11 protein-coding genes are annotated in these 15,307 nt (G+C 70.4%); 4 read left to right on the top strand and 7 right to left on the bottom strand.

What is annotated here, in order from left to right:
* Positions 1–13 precede the first annotated feature (13 nt).
* A complete protein-coding gene (gene cobN / locus J2S22_RS15400) occupies positions 14–3,982 on the top strand; it encodes a cobaltochelatase subunit CobN (protein WP_272775549.1) in 3,969 nt (1,322 codons plus the stop codon).
* A gap of 6 nt (positions 3,983–3,988) precedes the next feature.
* Here the strand turns inward: cobN and J2S22_RS15405 are convergent, their stop codons facing one another.
* Positions 3,989–4,498, bottom strand: a complete 510-nt coding sequence (locus tag J2S22_RS15405; protein ID WP_272775550.1) for a MarR family winged helix-turn-helix transcriptional regulator — start codon at positions 4,496–4,498, stop codon at positions 3,989–3,991.
* Positions 4,499–4,865: 367 nt separating this feature from the next.
* Here J2S22_RS15405 and J2S22_RS15410 point away from each other — a divergent pair, with 367 nt between their 5' ends.
* The gene (locus tag J2S22_RS15410) at positions 4,866–6,491 is read left to right on the top strand and encodes an AMP-binding protein (protein ID WP_272775551.1); all 1,626 of its coding nucleotides are present in this window, start codon (positions 4,866–4,868) and stop codon (positions 6,489–6,491) included.
* A gap of 111 nt (positions 6,492–6,602) precedes the next feature.
* Here J2S22_RS15410 and J2S22_RS15415 read toward each other — a convergent pair whose 3' ends face one another.
* From J2S22_RS15415 to J2S22_RS15440, 6 genes are read right to left on the bottom strand one after another with little or no spacing between them, the layout of a single operon-like run.
* Positions 6,603–6,998 carry a RidA family protein gene (locus J2S22_RS15415; RefSeq protein ID WP_272775552.1) on the bottom strand — a complete coding sequence of 132 codons (396 nt, stop codon included), beginning with the start codon at positions 6,996–6,998 and terminating at the stop codon, positions 6,603–6,605.
* Positions 6,976–7,407 carry an acyl-CoA thioesterase gene (locus tag J2S22_RS15420; RefSeq protein ID WP_272775553.1) on the bottom strand — a complete coding sequence of 144 codons (432 nt, stop codon included), beginning with the start codon at positions 7,405–7,407 and terminating at the stop codon, positions 6,976–6,978. Before J2S22_RS15420 ends, J2S22_RS15415 begins: the two co-directional genes overlap by 23 nt.
* A 60-nt stretch (positions 7,408–7,467) precedes the next feature.
* Positions 7,468–8,661: an acyl-CoA dehydrogenase family protein gene (locus J2S22_RS15425; protein ID WP_272775554.1), complete on the bottom strand. Its 1,194-nt coding sequence runs from the start codon at positions 8,659–8,661 to the stop codon at positions 7,468–7,470.
* A 1-nt stretch (position 8,662) separates the two neighbouring features.
* Positions 8,663–9,514 (bottom strand): enoyl-CoA hydratase family protein, encoded by an 852-nt coding sequence (locus J2S22_RS15430; protein WP_370878213.1) that lies wholly within the window; start codon positions 9,512–9,514, stop codon positions 8,663–8,665.
* Positions 9,511–10,302 carry an SDR family NAD(P)-dependent oxidoreductase gene (locus J2S22_RS15435; protein ID WP_272775555.1) on the bottom strand — a complete coding sequence of 264 codons (792 nt, stop codon included), beginning with the start codon at positions 10,300–10,302 and terminating at the stop codon, positions 9,511–9,513. The genes J2S22_RS15430 and J2S22_RS15435 overlap by 4 nt, the downstream gene beginning before the upstream one ends.
* 5 nt (positions 10,303–10,307) lie before the next feature.
* Positions 10,308–12,617: a bifunctional salicylyl-CoA 5-hydroxylase/oxidoreductase gene (locus tag J2S22_RS15440; RefSeq protein WP_272775556.1), complete on the bottom strand. Its 2,310-nt coding sequence runs from the start codon at positions 12,615–12,617 to the stop codon at positions 10,308–10,310.
* Positions 12,618–13,003: 386 nt separating this feature from the next.
* On the opposite strand from J2S22_RS15440, the gene J2S22_RS15445 reads away from it, so the two are divergent.
* Together J2S22_RS15445 and J2S22_RS15450 are read left to right on the top strand one after the other, a co-directional pair.
* The gene (locus tag J2S22_RS15445; RefSeq protein ID WP_272775557.1) at positions 13,004–14,191 is read left to right on the top strand and encodes an ABC transporter substrate-binding protein; all 1,188 of its coding nucleotides are present in this window, start codon (positions 13,004–13,006) and stop codon (positions 14,189–14,191) included.
* A gap of 192 nt (positions 14,192–14,383) precedes the next feature.
* Entirely contained in the window at positions 14,384–15,307 is a 924-nt protein-coding gene (locus tag J2S22_RS15450; RefSeq protein WP_272775558.1) for a branched-chain amino acid ABC transporter permease, read from the top strand.

Below are 15,307 nucleotides of genomic sequence, written 5' to 3' on the forward strand. Positions count from 1 at the left end.
GAGGATGAGCGCCATGCGGCTCGGCCGTCTCCTGCTCGCGCTGGCCGTTGCCGTGACGGCCGGACTGCAGTTCGCCCGTCCCGCCGCGGCCCAGGATCGGGCGGTGCTTTCCGCGGCGCCGCTGTCGATCGTGGTGCTGGCACCGTTTCCGTCCAATCCGGGCAAGGGGCGGCTGATGGAGGCGCTCGCCCGCGAGCGCGGCCTGACGCTCGACTACGTGATGGTCGACAAGCTCGACGACGCAGCCGTCGCCGAGGCTCTGCGCGGACGCGACCTCGTGCTGCTCGACTGGGTGATGGAGACCACCTTCGTGCCGATGGTGGCGCGCCTGAAGGCGCCGCTCGCGGCGTTTCCCGGCAAGGTGTGGGGCGGCCTGATGTGGCGGCGGCCCGACCTCACCCGCGGCCTGTCGGCCGAGGCGGCCGCGCGCATCCACGCCTACTGGACCAACGGCGGGGAGGCGAATGTCCGCGCGCTCCTCGACTATGTACGGGTCGACCTGTTCGGCCGGCCGGGTCCGGCCGCCGCCGCTCCCGTGCTGCTGCCGGAGATCGCCATCTATCACCCCGATGCCCCGCAGCGCGTGTTCGAGACGCTCGCCGACTTCCTCGCCTGGCGGGCACCGCGGCCGGAGCAGCCCATCATCGGCGTCGGCCTGCACCGCTCGGAGCTGGTCAACAACACGACAGACCATGTCGACGACGTGATCCGGCGAATCGAGAAGGCCGGCGCGGTGGCGCTGCCGTTCTGGGATCCGAACAACGGCCGCAGGACGCTGCCGCTCCTCCAGCAGGACGGCCGCACCGTGCCGGACGCGCTGGTCTCCTTCACCGGCGTCTACACCAATGTCGACGAGCAGCGCGAGTGGATGACGGCGCTCGACCGGCCGGTGATCCAGGTGCTGCCCTACACCGAGGGCTACGAGGAGGACTGGCGCAAGGACGACGCCTATCCGGTGCGTCTGCAGGGGGTGTTCTACTCGCTCGCCGAGGCCGCCGGCCGCATCGATCCGACGCTGGTCACGGCGCGCCGGCACAGCGACGAGAAGCTCGCCGCCATCCCGGCCCAGGCCGACGCGCTGGTCGCCCGCGCACTCGGCCAGGCGGCGCTGCATCGCAAGCCGAACGCCGAGAAGACGGTGGCGATCTTCGTGTGGAACAGCCCGGCCGGCGAGGAGAACTTTTCGGCCTCCTATCTGAACGTGCCGGCCAGCATCGTGGAGATCGTCGCGGCGCTGCGCCGCGAGGGCTACGACGCCCCGGCCGTCGACGAGGCGACCGTGATCGCCACGATGAAGCGCCTGATCCGGCCCTACTACCGCACCAAGGACGATCGCGAGCTGCGCGCGCTCCTCGCCGACGGGCTTGCCGAGCGCCTCCCGCTCGCCGAGTACGAGGCGTTCCTGGCGGGCCTGCCGGCCGAGAGGCGCGCCGCCACCGAAGCCGCGTGGGGCAAGCCGGACGACACCTACCTGACGTTACGGGACGGTGACCGCATCGACTTCGTCGTGCCGCGCTGGAAGATCGGCAAGCTCGTGATCCTGCCGCAGCCGCTCCGCGGTGCCCGGCGCGACCAGGAGGACGACATCACCCATGACAAGAAGCGACCTCTGCACCACGCCTACCGGGCCGTCTATCTCGGGGTGACGAGGCAGATGGCGGCCGACGCGGTCGTGCATCTCGGCACCCACGGCACGCAGGAATGGGCGCCCGGCAAGGAGCGCGCGCCGGCCGTCTCCGACGACACCCAGACCACCATCGGCAACGTCCCGGTGATCTATCCCTACACGACCGCGAATGTGGGCGAGGCCATCATCGCGCGCCGGCGCGGCCGCGCCGTCACGGTGTCGCACAACACGCCGCCCTTCGCGCCGTCCGGCCTCTACGGCGAGTTCGCCGCGTTCCACGAGCTGCTGCATCAGGCGGCGGGCGGCGCCGAGGGCGCGGTGCGCGACGCGCAGCGCCGGCAGGTGATCGAGCAGGCCGACGTGCTCGGCATCACCCGCGACATCGGCGTGACGGCGGAGGATGCAGCGCGCGACGTCGACGGCTTCCTCGACAAGGTGCACCGGCATCTGCACACGGTCGGCGCCATGCCGCAGCCGCTCGGGCTGCACACCTTCGGCCGCGTCGCCGATGCCGAAAAGACACTCTCGACCGTGCTGCAGATCTTGGGCCCCGACTATCTGAAGGCCTGGGGCAAGGATCCGGCCGAGGTTCTGGCCGAGCCCTACGAGAAGCTGCAGAGCGAGGAGGCGTTCATGGCGCTGCGCCGCGCCGTGGTGGAGGGCGCCGACCTCGCGGAATTTTCCGAGGCGGTGCGGCCGTTCCTCGACGAGGCGCGGCGGCACTGGGCCAACATCACGCAACCGATGGAGATGGCGAGCTTCGTCAAGGCGCTGTCGGGGCGCTTCGTGCCGCCCTCCACCGGCAACGACCCGCTGCGCAATCCCGAGGCGGTGCCGACCGGCCGCAACATCTACGGCTTCGATGCGCGAAAAATCCCGACCAAGGCGGCCTGGGAGGCCGGCGGCAAGCTCGCCGACGCCCTGGTCGAGGACTACCGGACGAAGCACGGCACCTGGCCCGACAAGATCGCTTTCTCGCTGTGGCAGACCGAGACGCTGAACCATTTCGGCGTGATGGAGGCGCAGGTGATGCGCCTCCTCGGCGTCCGCCCGGTGTGGAACCAGCGCGGCGACGTGACCGGGGTCGAGGTGGTGCCGCGTGAGGCGCTCGGGCGGCCACGCATCGACACGGTGCTGTCGATCACCGGCCTCTACCGCGACAACCTGCCGGAGCTCGCGGCCCTGCTGCAGGGCGCCGTCGACAAGGTCTCGGCGCTCGACGAGCCCGATAACCCGCTCGTCGCCGCCGGCCGCCGCATCGCCGATATGTTGGTCGGCAAGGGGATCGCGCCGGAGCGCGCCGCGCGCCTCGCCCGCGTCCGCCTGTTCGGCAACGAGTCGGGCGTCTACGGCACCAACCTGCCGGAGGCGACGCTCGCCTCGGGATCCTGGGACGACGAGGCGACGCTGGCGAAAACTTATCTGTCGCGCATGGGCTATGCCTTCGGCACCGATCCCGACACCCGCAACGTCAGGATCGACGAGCTGGGCCTGTTCGCCGAGGCCCTGAAGGGCACCAAGGCGGCCGTGCTGTCGCGCTCCTCCAACGCCCACGGGGTCGTGTCGATCGACCACCCGTTCGAGTATCTGGGCGGCCTCGCGCTGGCGGTCCGCCAGCTCGACGGACGCTCGCCCGATCTCGTGATCAGCGATCTGCGCAATCCGCGCGACGCGAAGAACCAGTCGGTGGCGCAGTTCATGAGCACCGAGCTGCGCAGCCGCAACTTCCACCCGCGCTACGTCGCAGCGCTGATGAACGAGGGCTATGCCGGCGCCAACCGGATGCTGGAGGGCGTCAACAACTTCTGGGGCTGGTCCGTGATGGACCCGGGTAGCGTGCGGGCCGACCAGTGGCAGGAGTTCCACGACGTCTACGTCGCCGACAAGCACGCGCTCGGACTGAAGGACTGGTTCATGAAGGACCACCCGGCGGCACTCGCCCAGATCAGCGAGCGCATGCTGGAGGCGGTCCGCAAGGGCTACTGGGACGCGCCCGAGGAGGTGGTGAAGCGCCTCGTCGAGACCCATCGGGAGATCGCCGAGAGCCGCGACCTGCTGGTCGAGAACCAGAAATTCGCCGACTTCGTCGCCGCCAAGGCGGCCGGCTTCGGCCTGCTCGCGGCCCCCCCGCCGGAGACGGCGAGCGATGCGGCACCCGAGACCGCGGCGGAGACTCCGGCCACGGTCACCGGCATGCGGCTCGAACGGCAGCCCGAGCCCGAGGCGCCGGAGGGCCCGAAGCCGTGGGTGCTCTATCTGACCATGCTGGGCGCGCTCGGCGCCGGGGCCGGCTGGGAGCTCTTGCGTGCGCTCGCCTTCACGGGCGGCGGTCTCGCTGGCCGGCGCGTCGCCTGAGACGGGTCAGTCGGCGTCGGCGCTCCGCAGCCCGGCAACGGCGGAGAGCTTCAGGCCCTGCAGGTCGTCGAGCAGACGCTCGACCGCTTTCGGCCGCAGGCCGCCGAACAGCTCGTGAATCCATGCCTCGTGCGCGGTCGCCATCATGCGGAACATGGTCGCGCCGGCCCGGGTGAGCCGCACCGTGATGGCGCGGCGGTCGTCGGGGTCGGCCTCGCGCACCACCAGACCCTCCTCGACCAGCCGGTCGATCAGCCCGGTGATGTTGCCGTTGGTCACCATCATGCGACGCGACAGATCGCCGAGCCGCAGGCCGTTCGGCTCGCGGTGCAGTTGCGCCATCACGTCGAAGCGCGGCAAAGTCACGTCGAAATCTGCGCGCAGCCGGCGGCGGATCTCCGCACTGATCAGATTGGAGCACGACAGCAGACGGAGCCAGAGCCGCAGCTCCATCTTCGAGCCCGCCGGCTCGTCGCGCACGAGCGCCTCGACATCGTCGACACGGGAATCTGTCATGACGAGCTGATTATCACAGCATCGCGACTTTTCATATGTCAAATGTATCCGCTGCGCCCGGTTCCGCGGCAGGGGCCGCGGTAACACGCGGCAGATCGCCGGTGGTGCCTTCGTCCGTCCGGTGCTTCCAGGGCTCGTCCCGGCACCGGGGCAGGGCAGGGAAATTCTGGTGCGCCAACGTGTTCTTCGCCTCCAAAGACGATGACGAATGCGCGAGATTCTCATTGCTTTACGTGCAGATATTTTATGCTTGAACGATAATGGAGCCTGTGAGAGCCTGAACGCGGCTGAACGGCCGAACCGCCGCACGCCCCGGCGCGCGGAGCGGGAGCCGTGGCGCCGATCGTCACCGCGAGAGGGCGAGCAGATGCTGGGTCCGTCGGTCCATGTCGACACCTTCACGCGGGATCGGCTGCCGCCGCCGGACGCCTGGCCCGCGATGCCGCAGGGCGCCCTCGACTATCCCGAGCGCATCAACGCCGCCGTCGAGCTGACCGACCGGATGGTCGAGCGCGGCTTCGGCGACCGCGTGGCGCTGATCGGCCACGGCCGCCGCCGCACCTACAAGGAGCTCGCCGACTGGACCAACCGGCTCGCCCGCGCGCTGGTCGAGGACTACGGCGTCGTGCCGGGCAACCGCGTGCTGATCCGGTCGGCCAACAATCCCGCCATGATCGCCTGCTGGCTGGCGGCCACCAAGGTCGGCGCCGTGGCGGTCAACACCATGCCGATGCTGCGTGCCGGCGAGCTCGCCAAGATCGTCGACAAGGCCGAGATCTCGCACGCGCTGTGCGACACCCGCATCCTCGACGACCTCGTCGCCTGTGCCAAGGAGAGCCGGTTCCTGAAGGCCGTGATCGGCTTCGACGGCACCGCCAACCACGACGCCGAGCTCGACCGCGCCGCGCTCGACAAGCCGGTCCGCTTCGACGCGCCGCCGACCGGCCGCGACGACGTCGCCCTGCTAGGGTTCACGTCGGGCACCACCGGCGTGCCCAAGGCGACCATGCACTTCCATCGCGACATCCTGGCGATCGCCGACACCTACGCGAAGCACGTGCTGCAGGTCGTGCCCGACGACGTGTTCGTCGGCTCGCCGCCGATCGCCTTCACGTTCGGGCTCGGCGGCCTCGTCGTGTTCCCGCTGCGCTTCGGCGCCGCCGCGGCGCTGCTCGAGACCGCGACCCCGCCGAACCTCGTGAAGATCATCGAGACCTACAAGGCGACCGTCTGCTTCACGGCGCCGACCGCCTATCGCGCCATGCTGTCGGCGCTCGACGGCGGCGCCGACCTCTCCTCGCTGCGGCTCGCCGTGTCGGCCGGCGAGACGCTGCCGGCGCCCGTCTACGAGGCGTGGACGAAGCGCACCGGCACGCCGATCCTCGACGGCATCGGCTCGACCGAGATGCTGCACGTGTTCGTCTCCAACACGCTCGACGATCGCGGCCCCGGCTGCACCGGCCGGCCGGTGCCGGGCTACGAGGCCCGGGTGGTCGACGATGCGATGAACGAGGTGCCGCGCGGCACGGTCGGACGGCTCGCGGTGCGCGGCCCGACCGGCTGCCGCTATCTCGACGATCCGCGCCAGGCCGACTACGTCAAGGTCGGCTGGAACCTCACCGGCGATTCCTTCGTCCAGGACGAGGAGGGCTATTTCCACTTCGCGGCGCGCAGCGACGACATGATCGTCTCGGCCGGCTACAACATCGCCGGCCCCGAGGTGGAGGCGGCGCTGCTCGCCCACGACGCCGTCGCCGAGTGCGCCGTGGTCGGCCTGCCGGACGAGGAGCGCGGCCAGATCGTCACCGCCTACGTGGTGCCGGCGCCGGGCCGCACGCCCGATGCGGCGCTGGTGCTGGCGCTGCAGAACCACGTGAAGGCGACCATCGCGCCCTACAAGTATCCGCGCGCCATCCGCTTCGTCGACGCGCTGCCCAAGACGTCGACGGGCAAGATCCAGCGTTTCCAGCTCCGCCTCGCCAAGGCCGGGTGAGCCCGGCCGGCCTTTCGACGGCGTCCGCCCTCGTGGCGTGACGCGCCCGCGAGGCGCGTCGCGGACCAGCGGCCGCCGCGGCGGGGCGCGACGACGCCGCCGTGACGCCGCTCACTCCGGGACGACGGCGGTCGCCTGGATCTCGACCTTGGCGCGGTCCTCCATCAGGGCGGCGACCTGCACGGCGGCCATGGCCGGATAATGCCGGCCGATCTCCTCGCGATAGACGGCGCCGATCTCCTTCAGGCGGGCGAGATAGTCCTGCTTGTCGACGAAGTACCAGGTCATCGAGACGATATGGGCCGGCTCGGCGCCGCCGGCGCGCAGGACGGCGACGACATTGCGCAGCGTCTGCCGGACCTGGTCCACCAGATCGTCCGACTCGAACACCTGATGGGGCGTCCAGCCGATCTGGCCGCCGACATGGATCTGGCGGCCGCGGGCGAGAATCCCGTTGGCGTAGCCGACCGGCCTGGCCCAGCCCTCAGGCTGCAGGATCTGGTGCATGGGTCTTCTCCAGATGCGCGGCGAGGCCGGCGCGGATGTCGTCGGGCCACGCGACCGCCCGATGGGTGTCGAGGCTGGTCGCGACCAGCACCTGCCGGGCCGTCCACACGGTCCGATCGCCGACGGCGACGCGGTGCCGCAGGTCGACCGAAGAGCGTCCGAGCGCCGCCACCCCGACGGCGAAGTCGAGCGTCTCGCCGTGGAAGGCCGGTGCCGTGAAATCGACGTCGAGCTTGACGGTCGGCACGCCGAGACGGCGGTCACGGACCATCGCCGGCCAGGGCGCGCCGAAGTCGCCGAACATCGCCTCGGTCACGTCGACCAGCAGGCGCATATAGGCCGGATAGAAGGCGATCCCGGCGGGATCGCAGTCGCCGAAGCCGAGTCGTCGGGAGATCGTGAACGCCATGACCACCTCAGCACGCGACGCCGGAGCGGTCGGACCGGGGACGAACGGGGATCGCGCCGATCATGCCGGAGCCCTCGCGCTCGCCTTCAGGAGCTCGCGGGCGACGATGAGCTTCTGGACCTCGGTCGCGCCCTCGTAGATGCGCAGCGCGCGGATCTCGCGATAGAGCCGCTCGACCGTCTCGCCGGAGCGCACGCCGCGGCCGCCGAACATCTGCACGGCGCGGTCGATCACCGCCTGGGCCGTCTCGGTCGCCGTCATCTTCGCCATGGCGGCCTCGCGCGTTGTCGGCAGGCCCTGCACGTCGCGCCGCCAGGCCGCCCGGTAGGTCAGGAGCGCCGCCGCGTCGATGCCGGTCGCCATGTCGCCGAGTGCGCCCTGCGTGAGCTGCAGGTCGGCGAGCGTGCCGCCGAGCATGCGCCGGTTCGGCGCATGGCTGAGCGCCTCGTCCAATGCCCGTCGCGCGAAACCGAGTGCCGCCGCGGCGACGGATGCCCGGAAGATGTCGAGGGTCCGCATGGCGATCTTGAAGCCCTCGCCGGGCGCGCCGAGCCTTCGCGACGCCGGGATGCGGCAGTTGTCGAACCGGATGGTCGCCAGCGGATGCGGCGCGATCACCTCGATCCGCTCGGTGACGGAAAAGCCGGGATCGTCCGGGAACACCACGAAGGCCGAGATGCCGCGGGTGCCCGGCCGCTCGCCGCTGCGGGCGAACACCGTGTAGACGCCGGCGATGCCGCCGTTGGAGATCCAGGTCTTCTCGCCGTCGAGCACATAGCCGTCGCCGTCCGGCCGTGCCGCGCAGCTCATCGCCGCCACGTCGGAGCCGGCGTCGCGCTCCGACAGTGCGAAAGCGGCGAGCCACTCGCCGCGGCGCACCTTGGGCAGCACGGCGCGCTTGAGCGCATCGGAGCCCGCGAGCGCGACGGCGCCCGTGCCGAGACCCTGCATGGCGAAGGCGAAGTCGGCGAGCCCGTCGTGCCAGGCCAGCGTCTCGCGGGCGAGGCAGAGCTTTCGCGACGAGATCGCGTCGCCGTCCTGATGCGGCTCCGGGACGGCGGCGTCGAGCAGGCCGGCTTCGCCGAGCCGTGCCGCGAGCCTCCGGCAGGTGCCGTCGACGTCGGCATGGTCGAGGCCAGCGAGCCCGCCCTCCGCCACGAAGGTATCGAGCCGCTCCGCATGGGCGCGATGCTCGGGCCCGAAGAAGGGCCAGTCGAGAGGATCGCGCGTCGGTCCTGCGGCGGGGGGGCTCACGTCAGTTCCCCTCGAACACGGGCTTGCGCTTGGCCGCAAATGCCTCGAAGGCGCGGCGGAAGTCGCCGGTGGCCATGCAGATCGCCTGGGCCTGCGCCTCGGACTCGATCAGCTCGTCGAGGCCCATCGCCCATTCCTGGTTCAGCATCGTCTTGGTGATGCCGTGGGCGAACCACGGCCCGTCGGCGAGCGAGCGGGCGAGCTCGGCGGCCTTCGCTCCCAGGTCGGCGGACGGATGCAGCGCGTTGTAGAAGCCCCAGGCATGCCCCTCGGCGGCACTCATGGCGCGGCCCGTGTAGAGGAGCTCGGCGGCGCGGCCCTGGCCGATGATGCGCGGCAAGATTCCGCAGGCGCCCATGTCGGCGCCGGCGAGCCCCACCCGGGTGAACAGGAAGGCCGTCTTCGCCTCGGGTGTGGCGAGGCGCAGATCCGAGGCCATCGCCAGGATGGCGCCGGCACCGGCGCAGATGCCGTCCACGGCGGCGACGATCGGCTGCGGGCAGCGCCGCATGGCGCGGACGAGATCGCCGGTCATCCGGGTGAAGGCGAGCAGCTCCGGCATCGCCATCCGGGTGAGCGGCTCGATGATCTCGAACACGTCGCCGCCGGAGCAGAAGTTGCCGCCGGCCCCGGTCAGCACCACGGCGCGCACGTCGGAGGCGTGGACGAGCTCGCGGAACAGGTCGCGCAGCTCGGCATAGCTCTCGAAGGTCAGTGGGTTCTTGCGCTCCGGGCGGTTCAGCCGGATCGTCGCGACGCGCCCGTCCGGGCTCGTCGCCATCTCGAAATGGGTCGGGCGGCGGTCCTTGAAGGCGCGCTTCATGCCCGCCATGCCGGCCTGGGTCTCGCTCATCCCGTCATCACCTCGCCGCCGGCGATCGCGATCGCCTGCCCGTTGATCGAAGACGCACCGGGCGACACCAGCCACAGCACCGTGTCGGCGACTTCCTCGGGCGCGACGAGCCGGGCCTGCGGATTGCCGGCCGTCATCCCGGTGATCGCCTCGGCCTCGCTGCGGCCGGTCTTTTCCATGATGGTCGCAATGGCGGCGCGGGCGAGCGGCGTGTCGGTGAAGCCCGGGCACACCGCGTTCACCGTGACGCCGGTCGGCGCCAGCTCCAGGGCCAGCGCCCGCGTCAGGCCGACGACGCCGTGCTTGGCCGCGCAATAGGCGGCGACGTAGCGGTAGCCGGTCAGCCCTGCCGTGGAGGCGACGTTGACGATGCGGCCGGCGCCCCCCGCGGCCGTCACGTCCGGCAGCACCGCCTGGGTGACCAGGAACACCGAGCCGAGGTCGACCGCGATGGTCCGCTGCCACGACTCGTGGGACATCTTTCCGAAAGGGGCCGACTCCACGGCGCCGGCGTTGTTGATCAGGATGCCGATCGGCCCGAAATTTTCGCGCGCTGCCGCGACACCGCGGGCGATCGCCCTCGGATCGGTGACGTCGCAGTCCGCCACCACGGTCGCGGCGCCGGCGGGCAGGTCCGCCGCGACGGCGTGCAGCGGCGCCGCGCGGCGGCCGGCGAGCGTCACCCGGGCTCCGGCGGCACCGAGCCGGCGCGCGATCGCCGCGCCGATGCCCGAGCCGGCGCCGGTGACGAGGGCGTGCCGGCCGGCGAGATCGCAGGTGATGCTCATGACACTCACTGCGCCGCGGCGCGCTCCAGGTTCGCCTCGTACTGTGCCTTGGCGGAGCGGTAGGGCTTCGGCCAGGGGACCGACCGGATGCCGATCTTCGCCGCCTCGTGCAGGGTCCAGGCCGGATCGGCGAGATGCGGACGGGCGATGGCGCAGAGGTCGGCGCGGCCGGCCGCGATGATCGCGTTGGCGTGGTCGGCCTCCGAGATCGCCCCGACCGCGATGGTGGGGATGCCGACCTCGTTGCGGATCTTGTCGGAGAACGGCGTCTGGAACAGGCGGCCGTAGACCGGCTTCTCGTCCTTCGACACCTGGCCGGACGAGCAGTCGATCAGATCGGCGCCGGCCTCCTTGAACAGGCCGGCGAAGACCGCCGCATCGTCCGGCGTGTTGCCGCCCTCGACCCAGTCGTGACAGGACAGCCGCACAGAGATCGGCCGGTCCTGCGGCCACGCCGCCCGGATGGCGCGGAACACCTCCAGCGGAAAGCGGGCCCGGTTCTCGTGCGAGCCGCCGTAGGCGTCGTCGCGGCGGTTGGTGAGCGGCGAGAGGAAGCTCGACAGCAGGTAGCCGTGCGCGCAGTGCAGCTCGAGCCAGTCGACGCCCGCGGCGGCCGCGCGTTCCGTCGCGGCGACGAAGTCGGCCAGCACGCGGTCCATGTCGGCGCGGTCCATCGCCTTCGGCACGCGGCCGCCGGGCAGATAGGGCAGGGCGGAGGCGGAGATCAGCGCCCAGCCACCCTGGTCGAGCGGCTGGTCGATGCCCTCCCAGGCGAGCTTGGTCGCGCCCTTGCGGCCGGCGTGGCCGAGCTGGCAGGCGGCCTTGGCGTCGCTGTTGGCGTGGACGAACTCGACGAACCGCCTCCACCCCGCGGCCTGGGCCTCGTTCCACAGGCCGAGGCAGCCGGGCGTGATGCGGGCGTCCGGCGACACGCAGGTCATCTCTGCGAAGACGAGCCCGGCGCCGCCCATGGCGCGGGCGCCGAGATGCACGAGATGGAAGTCCCCGATCAGCCCGTCGGTCGCCGAGTACATCGCCATCGGCGAGACGACGATGCGGTTCGGCAGGGTGACGCCACGCGCCGTGAACGGCGTGAGCATCGGCGGCAGCACGCGCTCGTTCGTGCGTGCCGGGACGCCGGCGCGGGTCGCGAACCAGCGCTCGTAGCCTTCGAGCCACGCCTTGTCGCGCAGGCGGAGGTTCTCGTGGCTGATGCGCTGCGAGCGCGTCAGCATCGAGTACATGAACTGCTCGGGCTCCAGGCTGTCGGCGTAGCGCCGGCCGACTACCTCGAACCACTCCATGGCGTTGCGGGCCGCGTTCTGGATGCGGGCGACGTCGACGCGGCGGATCTCTTCGTAGCGGTCCAGCACGGTCGGAATGTTCTCGGCGGCGTGGCCGTGGGCCTCGAACTGGCGCGCCAGCTCGATCGCGTCGTCGATGGCGAGCTTGGTGCCGGAGCCGATGGCGAAATGCGCCGTGTGGGCGGCGTCGCCCATCAGCACCACGTGGCTGCGGCCGTTGAACAGGCTCCAGCGGCCGCAGATCAGGCGGTTGAAGTTCAGCCAGGCCGAGCCGCGCAGATGCCGCGCATTGGTCATCAGCCGGGCGCCGTCGAGCACCTCCTCGAACAGCTCTTCGCAGAATGCGATCGAGCCGTCCTGGTCGAGCCGGTCCAGGCCGTGCGCCTTGTAGGTCTCCTCGGTGGTCTCGACGATGAAGGTCGAGGTCTCGGCGTCGAACTTGTAGATGTGGGCCTGGAACCAGCCGTGCTCGGTCTTGCGGAAGTCGAACGTGAAGGCGTCGTAGAGCTTCTTCGTGCCGAGCCAGATGTAGCGGTTCGGTCGCACGACGAGATCGGGCTCGAACGCCTCCGCGTGACCGGCGCGAATCTTCGAGTTGAAGCCGTCCGAGGCGACGATCAGGTCGGCGTCGGGGAACTCGAGGTCGCTGTCCACCTCTTGCTCAAAGACGAGCTCCACGCCGAGAGCCTCGCAGCGTCGCTGCAGAATGTTGAGGAGCTGCTTGCGGCCGATGCCGACGAAGCCGTGTCCGGTGGTACGCTGGCGCGTCCCCTTGAACCAGACCTCGATGTCGTCCCAGTGATTGAAGGCGTTCTCGATCTCGGCCGCGGTCTCGGGGTCCCAGCGGCGCATCGCCGCCATGGTCGCGTCGGAGAAGACGACGCCCCAGCCGAACGTGTCGTAGGGGCGGTTGCGCTCGATCACCGTCACCGTGTGGGCGGGATGCAGCTTCTTCATCAGGAGACCGAAATAGAGCCCCGCCGGGCCGCCGCCGATGCAGACGATGCGCATGGAGTGTCCTCGATCGGTCTCGGCAATATGCTTTATGTCTAAAATATTGTCGCGCGACGGACGGTGTCAAGCCGTGATGCGACTCCGCACGGGCCCGAGCGGCGCCGCGCGTCCGTCCGGCCAGCCGCTCCGCCGCAGCTGGGTGACGCTGGGTGTACCGTGGCTATCGAAGGATTTGCTGCGTTGCGCAAATATTGGGCGAGACGTGTCGGTCCATTATGCTTGACACATAAACATTTCAGGTATGAGCTTGTTACGGGCGCTGCGCCGACCCGCGAGGCCGCCGGTCGGGACATCGGGAAGCCGCGCCTCTTCCACCGAACAGAGCCCCGGGGCAGGGGCCGAGCCCCCGCAACGATCGAAGGAACGACACGATGCCGCCCGCGATGCCGTCCGTCCCGAACAGAATTCTTCTCGCCGCTGCCGTCGCCCTCCTGCCGGGCGCGACCGTGCTGCCGGCGAGCGCCGTCGCCGATCCGTTGAAGATCGGCTTCGTCTCGACGCTGTCGGGCCCGTCGGCCCCGCTCGGCGTACACATGCGCGACGGCTTCCAGCTCGCCGTGAAGGAATTGGGCGGCAAGCTCGGCGGCCAGCCGGTCGAGGTGATCGTCGTCGACGACGAGCTCAAGCCCGACGTCGCGGTGACCAAGGTGCGGGCACTGCTCGACCGCGACAAGGTCGATCTCGTCGCCGGGGTGGTGTTCTCCAACGTCATGATGGCGATCCAGAAGCCGGTGCTGGAGAGCGAGACCTTCCTGATCTCCGGCAATGCCGGCCCGTCGCCGCTGGCCGGCAAGGGCTGCTCGCCGTTCTTCTTCTCGGCCTCGTACCAGAACGACCAGAACCACGAGGTCATGGGCAAGTATGCCCAGGACAAGGGCTACAAGCGCGTCGTCCTGATGACCCCGAACTACCAGGCCGGCAAGGATTCGATGGCCGGCTTCAAGCGCCACTTCAAGGGCGAGGTGGTGGAGGAGATCTTCACCCAGCTCGGCCAGCTCGACTTCTCGGCCGAGCTCGCCAAGATCGCCGCGGCGAATCCGGACGCCCTGTTCACCTTCATGCCTGGCGGCATGGGCGTCAACCTGACCAAGCAGTTCGCCCAGGCCGGGCTGGCCGGAAAGGTGCCGTTCCTGTCGGCCTTCACGGTCGACGAGACGACCCTGCCGGCCACCCAGGACGCCGCGGTGGGGTTGCTGTCCGGCGCCGAGTGGGCCCCGAGCATCGACACGCCGGAGAACAAGGCCTTCGTCGCGGCCTACGAGAAGGAGTACGGCGTCGTCCCGTCGCTCTATGCCGCACAGGGCTACGACGCCGCCAAGCTGATCGATGGCGCGCTGCGCCAAGCCGGTGGCAAGGTCTCCGACAAGCAGGCCTTCCGCAAGGCACTCGCGGCCGCGCCGTTCAAGTCGGTCCGCGGCACCTTCGCGTTCAACACCAACGGCTTCCCGATCCAGGACTTCTACGTCGTCAAGGCGGTCAAGCGGCCGGACGGCAAGTTCGCCACCGCGGTCGAGACGAAGGTCTTCGAGAAGGCCAAGGACGCTTACGCGGGCGACTGCAAGCTGAAGTGAGGGGACGACACGGTGCCGCAGCGCCGGAGGCGCGACGACGCACCGACCGATCTCCGCTCGTCCCCGCGCGAGCGGGGACCCAGGGGCGTCACGACGTGCCGAGCGACGTGGCCCTGGAGTCCCGCTCGCGCGGAATGAGCGGAGGGTGACGCACCCGCGCGTCGAGTCCGCCTCCAGCGCACGAGAGACCCGATGACCACGGCTCTGTTCGTCTCCCAGCTCCTCAACGGGCTCCAGCTCGGCGTGATCCTGTTCCTGGTCGCGGCGGGGCTGACGCTGGTGTTCGGCGTGATGGACTTCATCAACTTGGCGCACGGCGTCCAGTACATGCTGGGCGCCTATCTGGTCGCCGTCCTGACCGCCTGGACCGGCAGCTTCGCGGCCGGCCTGCTGCTCGGGCTCGTCGGCGCGCTGGTGCTCGGCTTCGTGCTGGAGGTGCTGGTGTTCCGGCATCTCACCCGCCGCGACCACCTCGAGCAGGTGCTCGGAACCTTCGGCGTGATTCTGATCGTCACCGAGCTGGTGCGCATCCTGTTCGGCTCGGCCCCGCTGGCGTTCCCGACGCCGGCCGTGTTCGCGGGCTCGGTCACGCTGCTCCCGGGGCTGAACTACCCGGTGTGGCGGCTGGTCATCCTGGTCGTCGGCCTCGCCGTCGCCGTGCTGCTCTGGTACCTGGTCAATCGCACGCGGCTCGGCATGCTGGTGCGGGCGGGCTCGACCCACCCCGAGACCGTGTCGGCGCTCGGCGTCGACATCGACCGGCTGTTCCTCGTCGTCTTCGCCTTCGGCGCGATGCTGGCCGGGCTCGCCGGGGCGATGGCGGGGCCGCTCGTCTCGGTCGAGCCGACCATGGGCGACCGCATCCTCATCGTCGCCTTCGTGGTGGTCGTCATCGGCGGGATCGGCTCGATCAAGGGCGCGTTCGTCTCGGCCCTCGTGGTCGGCCTGGTCGACACGCTCGGCCGCGCCTTCGCCCCCGATCTGCTCAAGGTCCTGGTCGGCAAGTCGGCCGCCGCGGCGGCCGGGCCCGCCCTGTCGTCGATGCTGATCTACCTGCTGATGGCCGTGGTCCTCAGCGTCCGGCCCTCGGGCCTGTTCGGCGGGAGAAGCGCGTGA

The organism is Rhodoplanes tepidamans (genome assembly GCF_030813915.1).
Lineage (GTDB): Bacteria > Pseudomonadota > Alphaproteobacteria > Rhizobiales > Xanthobacteraceae > Rhodoplanes > Rhodoplanes tepidamans.